The organism is Bacillus sp. CD3-5 (genome assembly GCF_006349665.1).
GTDB lineage: Bacteria > Bacillota > Bacilli > Bacillales > Bacillaceae_G > Bacillus_A > Bacillus_A paranthracis.
Window position 1 is genome coordinate 954,085 of the sequence record NZ_VEPX01000001.1, and the last position, 6,485, is coordinate 960,569.

5 protein-coding genes and 1 pseudogene are annotated in these 6,485 nt (G+C 34.0%); 2 read left to right on the top strand and 4 right to left on the bottom strand.

The window, feature by feature from the left end; all coding sequences use genetic code 11:
• Positions 1-4 precede the first annotated feature (4 nt).
• The 3 genes from FH036_RS05015 to FH036_RS05025 all read right to left on the bottom strand — a co-directional run bounded on the left by FH036_RS05015 (position 5) and on the right by FH036_RS05025 (position 2,561).
• Positions 5-874 (bottom strand): sigma-70 family RNA polymerase sigma factor, encoded by an 870-nt coding sequence (locus tag FH036_RS05015; protein WP_139895449.1) that lies wholly within the window; start codon positions 872-874, stop codon positions 5-7.
• Positions 852-2,162: a phytoene desaturase family protein gene (locus FH036_RS05020; RefSeq protein ID WP_139895450.1), complete on the bottom strand. Its 1,311-nt coding sequence runs from the start codon at positions 2,160-2,162 to the stop codon at positions 852-854. The genes FH036_RS05015 and FH036_RS05020 overlap by 23 nt, the downstream gene beginning before the upstream one ends.
• 93 nt (positions 2,163-2,255) lie before the next feature.
• A complete protein-coding gene (locus tag FH036_RS05025) occupies positions 2,256-2,561 on the bottom strand; it encodes a luciferase domain-containing protein (protein ID WP_000010316.1) in 306 nt (101 codons plus the stop codon).
• Positions 2,562-2,765: 204 nt separating this feature from the next.
• Between FH036_RS05025 and FH036_RS05030 the strand changes: the two genes are divergently transcribed.
• Together FH036_RS05030 and FH036_RS05035 are read left to right on the top strand one after the other, a co-directional pair.
• On the top strand, positions 2,766-4,154 hold the full coding sequence (locus FH036_RS05030; protein ID WP_139895451.1) for an HD domain-containing protein: 1,389 nt from the start codon (positions 2,766-2,768) through the stop codon (positions 4,152-4,154).
• 179 nt (positions 4,155-4,333) lie between these two features.
• On the top strand, positions 4,334-4,966 hold the full coding sequence (locus FH036_RS05035) for a cupin domain-containing protein (protein ID WP_000097591.1): 633 nt from the start codon (positions 4,334-4,336) through the stop codon (positions 4,964-4,966).
• Between the two features lie 792 nt (positions 4,967-5,758).
• On the opposite strand, the pseudogene FH036_RS05040 reads toward FH036_RS05035, so the two are convergent.
• Positions 5,759-6,394 (bottom strand): annotated as a pseudogene (locus FH036_RS05040) (exosporium glycoprotein BclB-related protein); the annotation flags it as partial.
• Positions 6,395-6,485 lie beyond the last annotated feature (91 nt).

Below are 6,485 nucleotides of genomic sequence, written 5' to 3' on the forward strand. Positions count from 1 at the left end.
TTTTTTATACTATTCTATTTAAGTGCATAAGTTTTTCAGGATTAACCATCATATAAATGTTTGCGATTTTTTCATTCTCAAATGTAAATGAAAGCACATAAGTCACTTTATTTTTCACTTTAACAATAACACCTGGGGCGCCATTTACTATCTTATACTCAACATTGTACTCTGGCGGGAACTTCTTCCCAATCCCAAAGAATAAACGAATAATTCTATCTGCAGAGTAAATTGGATGAATTGCAGTTGTAACTTTCCCCCCACCATCAGCTTTCAATATCGCATCTGTTTTTAATACTTCTAACATACCTTGCGCATCCCCACACTGTAATGCTGCTACAAACTTTTCAACATAAGCAGCCATTTTTTTCATACTTAAATTCGACTGCTTCGGCTTATCTAAAATACTTTTTCGTGCACGTTGAAAGATTTTTCGGCAATTCACACTACTCTTATTTACAATTGAAGCGATATCTTCGTAGTCATAACTGAAAATCTCTCTTAATATGAAAACAACCCTCTCTACTTCAGACAATTGTTGTAAAAGTAATAAATATGCCGTAGAAATTGATTCTTTCATTACAAATGACTCTGATGGATCATCCGTCTCTTCCACAAATGGTTCTGGTAACCACATTCCAACATATACGTTCCGTTTATTTGCTGCCGAACGTAATTTATCAATTGAGCGATTTGTTACCATTTTACATAAATATGCTTTCATATTTTCTATAGATTGAACGTTCTCTATATTATTTAACAAGATAAAAACGTCATGAACGATATCCTCAGCATCCATAACACTCCCAAGGATTCGGTATGCTAATGAAAATAATAATGGTTGATATGCTTCATATAACTGCTCCGTTTCCATGATGAACTACCTCACTTTCGGAATGCTTTAAAATGTGTAAAGCTGCACGTTTTCCGCTTGCCACTGCAGCATCAGCTAATATTTCATCATGCCCTACCCAATCTCCTGCTACATAAACACCTGGCATTTCAGGTATATTAGGACCTGGTTTTTCAACTCGGTTTATATGAAGAAAATCATATACTACTGTTATTTTCGGTAAATATTGCTGTGCAACAACTTCTCTTTTCCAATTTGGATGTAGCAAATCCATTGTACTTTCTAACAGTTCTTTATCTTCATGAGTATGTTTCATCTCTAGTACAGGATTATGGTACTTAATTAAACTCACTGCAATTGATCCATCATCACTTAATTTAGCTGCTCTTGATTGATTCGTAAAAAATATAGGCTGATCTAACCCTAATGCAAATTGATGTGTCGGATTAGGTAATCGTCTCAAACCAATATCTAATGCAGCAACGGTAACCGGTACTGATTGTTCACTCCACCTTTGCAAACTTGTTCCTTCAGCACCTCTTATCATTTTACAAGCCTCTTTCGGTGGGGTTGTTACAATAACTGCATCTGCTTCAAATACTGCATCGTCAAAACAGTATATTCTTTGTTCCCCTTCACAATGCTCTATTTTCAAAACATGCTTTTTAGCTAGAAATTGCACACCATTCGTATTCGCTATATCCCTTAAAGTTGTTATTATCGTCTCCCAACCACCATCTACATAAAGTACTCCTTCTTTCATAGAAAGCTGTATCTGCTTTAGTACTGAAGATGCTAATTGTATTGTAGGAGCATACGTATATGTCGTTGTTCGGCATAATGCATAAAATATATTTCGAACCATTGGATCTTTAATTTCATTTTCTGCCCATGTAGTTAGACTCATTTGGGGAACTTTTCCTACATCTAAATTTCCTAAATGAATCATAAGACGAGAAAACTGAGTTTTTGCAGACCATGAAAGTAACGGTGTTGATAAAATTGAGCGAAAATCTGTTGGGATGGTGAAAATATCTCCTTTCCATATTCCGTGTGTTTTTGTAGATGGGATTCCACCTGGAAGATTTATACCTAACTCATTAAAAGTTATAAACGCTTCCCCTCCTCTATATAAAGCATGTGCACCAAGGTTCATACAAATGCCATTTTTATTTATAGTCATCCCTCGACCACCTAAATGATTAGACTTTTCTAATACAATAACTTTCTTTCCAGCTTTCGCTAAATATATAGATGCTGCTAATCCAGCAAGCCCACCACCAACAATGGCTACATCAAATTTCTTCATAATAAAATCCCTCCTTATCGTTCTACATACAAGACGAACGATTAAGGAGGGATGTGACATAAAAATATATTTTTACTCATCTATTTTATTTCATTATTTTTTTATTCGGTCATATTGCATACGAAATAACTCAATTGCAAATGGTATATCCTCTTCACTCTTTATATAATAACTTATCCATCCTGATTCAGGTAATACGTGATGTGGTTTGACCAATCCTTGTTTTACTAATTCATCCCGCTTTAACTTTGGAAATGGTAAATCAACTAACTTATCTCCATGCAGATGACCAAGTTCTTTCTTACCATAATTTATTTCAATGCCGCCAAATCGATGCGGTTTTTCAGAGACACCTGCCCAGCCAAGCACTTCATTTCTAATCATTTCACTAAATGACATGAACCTTCACCCCTTATTAATGATTGATGTAATATTAAATTAACACGTTCTTTACTTTTTTCCATCAATCCAAAGTATGAATGGATATACGAATATAGTTTCATCTCAACACCTTTATTTTTTACATAATTAAAATAATTTCAAAGGGGATTTATTCTATTATATAGAATTACTATTAAAAATAATTTTAAGGGACGGATTTATATGAGCGAGGTATTATTACAAAAGGCAAATTATCTACAATCTAATGAATTAAAACTCTTGAAAAAAGCTATATATTTTGCAGAGCAAGCACATGATGGACAATACCGTCAAACTGGAGAACCATATATTATTCATCCTTTCGCAATTACAGAAATACTGCTAAATTATAAAGCTGACATTACAACATTGATTGCTGCTTTATTACACGATGTTGTAGAAGATACCGAATATTCTCTAGAAGAAATCGAATCACATTTCGGTGCGACAATTCGATATATTGTAAATGGATTAACAAAAGGGAAAAAACAACAAGATCAAAACAAAGTATTATACGAAGCAATTAATTTTAAAAAATTACTATTATCCTCTCAACATGATATACGTGTTGGCATTATTAAAGTTATAGATCGCCTTCATAATATAAAAACTTTGAATGTTAAAAAACCTGCGAAACAAGTAGCATATGCGAATGAAACATTAACACTTTTTGCGCCACTTGCAAAGCGACTTGGATTATATACAATCCAGTATGAATTAGAAAATCTTGCTTTTCAATATTTACATAAAGAAAGATATAGCAAGGTACTTAAATTCTTAACGGGATATGTTCCACATCTTCAAAAAAATATAACCAATTTAAGCAAAGGAATTCATTCTTTTTGTGATACTAACCTTTCATTTGAAATAAGCTATAAGTTCCCTCCGATTTATACTGCTTACTCACAATTACAAGAAATACAAAATGTATCAGAGGTTTCACAAATTTGTATTACAACTACAAGTGTACTAGATTGCTATAAAATTCTTGGAATGATACATCAATTATACAATCCAACTATAAACTATTTCGAAGACAATATAGCACTTGAAAATAGCTATTTTAATAACAATTTAAAAACTAAAGTCAATATGAATAATACTGAACAAACAATTATCATTCAAACACAATTAGCAAAAACATTAAAAGATAACGGCATTTTTTCTTTATTAAATAATAGAACTGCAAATGTCCAATCCATATCTTATAAAATAATGAATGATACAATTGTGCATAACAATTTATTAACTACAGATCCAATTGTGTTCCACAATCTAGTATCGTACGAACTATTTGAAAATACCATAACGGCTTATACTTCAGATTTACAACCTATTTATTTACCAGATGGTGCTACAATTATTGATTTTACTTTCTCTGCATTTCCAAAAATTGCACATAACATGAAAAATGCAAAAGTCAACGGTATACCTGTTCCACTTAAAACAAAGGTATCTCATTTTGACATCATAGAAATCCATTTTGGTTTAAAACAAAACTTGGCATTAGAGTGGCTAAATTACGCCAATACCGCTAAAGCACAATTAATTATTCAGCAAAAACTATCTTGAATAACAGACCAATACCTCTATGAAAAAGGATTGGTCTGTTATTCAAAATACGAAATACAACCCATATTCTTTATGGCATAGGCAAATTTATTATGATACCAACAACCGCACATAACAAACACTAGACACATATCCTAATTTTATAACCTTACTTACTAATAGAAAGGCAGGTAATACAATTGAGTTCTAATATCGACTACACTTCCTCCTCAATTAATTTCACTTATGATTTAAATAAAAGTAATTTTTTTCAGAAAGATGCTCAAAATTATATAAACGTACTTGGCGAGAATCAATTAAATACGTTAGAAAATACTTCTTTATTAGATATCTATTTAAGTACAGGAAATGTTGTAGAGCCGCACATACATCAAAATGCAGCTGAACTTGTTTACTGCATTTCAGGCTCTGCGGTTGTTTCTTTACTTAATCCTTTTACAAATCAAATATTAAACTTACCAATAAAACCGGGGCAAGTTGCCAACATTCCACAAGCGTGGTGGCATTACGAAATTGCTACAGCAGATAACACTCATTTATTAGCTATTTTTGACGCCCCAACCCCAGAAGTTATTTTTGGTTCTGATATTTTAAGATTAACCCCCGCTAATATAATGGCTCATACTTACTGTCTCGATGAACAACAATGGAAACAAGCGGTATCCCCTATTCAATCCACTACAGTAATTGGTCCTCCTGCAAATTGTAATCAGAACCGCGGAACGATACCCCCTGCAACTCATCCTCCTAATCCACAACAAAATTTATATTACCAAGATTCATATTATTTTCCTCTTTACTGGGGATATTAATTTATATTGCGAAAGGACAATTATTTATCTCCTCGGAAAATACGCAGGAGATTTTTTTATCCCGCTTTAATGGGCAGTAAGACTCCCACCTCAAAATTCAGCGAAAGCAAAGAAGTTAGGTGGGGGTCGGGCTGCCCATTAAAGTCCGATTGGTTCAACTAATAATCAGTGGGGGATGAAGAAAACCCCCACTAATTAAAGTTTCACTTTATTGTATACCCATTCCTATTTATTATAGTAACAATTAATAGAATAGCTACATATAATAGTTATATATTTAATTGGAGGTGATAGTACTATGAGTAATTATAACTATCGAAAAAACTACTCTCATAATAAAAATAGTAGTTCATCAGCATCCTCTCAGTCTTCAAATTCTCAATCTTCCAATTCCCAATCACAAAGAGATTTAGCCGAACAAGGCTATGTAAAGAAAAAAGGATGTAACTGCAATAAAAACAAATAGTTTATTACTAATTTGAACAATAACATTTTAACGCTCATGATAAATATTTTACTTCCCTTGTATACTGTTTATTTAATGGATGAATTCTGTTTTTCATAGAATTCATCTTTTTTATTAATAAGTAATTTTTTAAACGTTATAACTTATTCCATAAACAATAAAGTACATATTATAAATTTTGATTTTTCTTTTATACCAACTTAACAAAGAGTAATTTCTCAATTGATTTATTACCAATCTTCCCATAAAATATAGCCCTCTCTAATAAACTTAGGAAGGGCTATATACAAATGCCAATTCAAATTTCAAACAGACATTGTAACAAATTAAACGATATTAATACCTGCACTTACATATCCTGCAACAGCTGCTACTGGACTAGCTGCCGTTAACGAAACGTATAGTAGTATTTTATCTCCTGCTGCTACTGGAATAGCCTCAGGTACGATGCCTGATGCTGTATCAAATAGAGCTATTGTAGCAAATGCTGGTGTTAATAATAGAGGTGCTCCTTGTACTGTAAACGTATTACTTGCCGGAGGTGCAGTTAATATTTGTATCTGCACTTGAACAGGTGCTAATGGAGCTAATGCAGCGGTTGCACTAAAGAAACCTGCTAATGATGTAATAGTTCCTGCGCGTGGTGCTACAAATGCATAATCCCCTACATTTAACGCTAATGTGATAGTTGTTCCACCAGTTAAAGCTATACCCGGCTGAGCAAATCCAAATCCAAGAAGAGTTCCTGTATTAGCTACCAATGCGTTAGCTAATGCAGCTGGTGTTGTACCTGAAGCGAATGGAATAATAGCTCCACCACCAGTTGCTCCTGTTGCTCCTGTTAAACCTGTCGGGCCTGTTGCTCCCGTTGGACCTGTTGCTCCCGTCGGGCCTGTTGCTCCTGTTGCTCCCGCTAGACCTGTGTCTCCCGTTGGACCTGTTGGACCCGCTGCTCCTGTTGCTGTCTCTTATACACATCTCCGAGCCCACGAGACTGGTCTTGATCGCGTATGCCGTCTTCTGCTTGAAAAAAAAAATGGGGGGGGGGGGGGG

Bases quoted from the DNA above. Each gene is read 5' to 3' on its own strand.
- FH036_RS05015 (WP_139895449.1), bottom strand. From the start codon at position 874: ATGGAAACGGAGCAGTTATATGAAGCATATCAACCATTATTATTTTCA.
- FH036_RS05020 (WP_139895450.1), bottom strand. From the start codon at position 2,162: ATGAAGAAATTTGATGTAGCCATTGTTGGTGGTGGGCTTGCTGGATTA.
- FH036_RS05025 (WP_000010316.1), bottom strand. From the start codon at position 2,561: ATGTCATTTAGTGAAATGATTAGAAATGAAGTGCTTGGCTGGGCAGGT.
- FH036_RS05030 (WP_139895451.1), top strand. From the start codon at position 2,766: ATGAGCGAGGTATTATTACAAAAGGCAAATTATCTACAATCTAATGAA.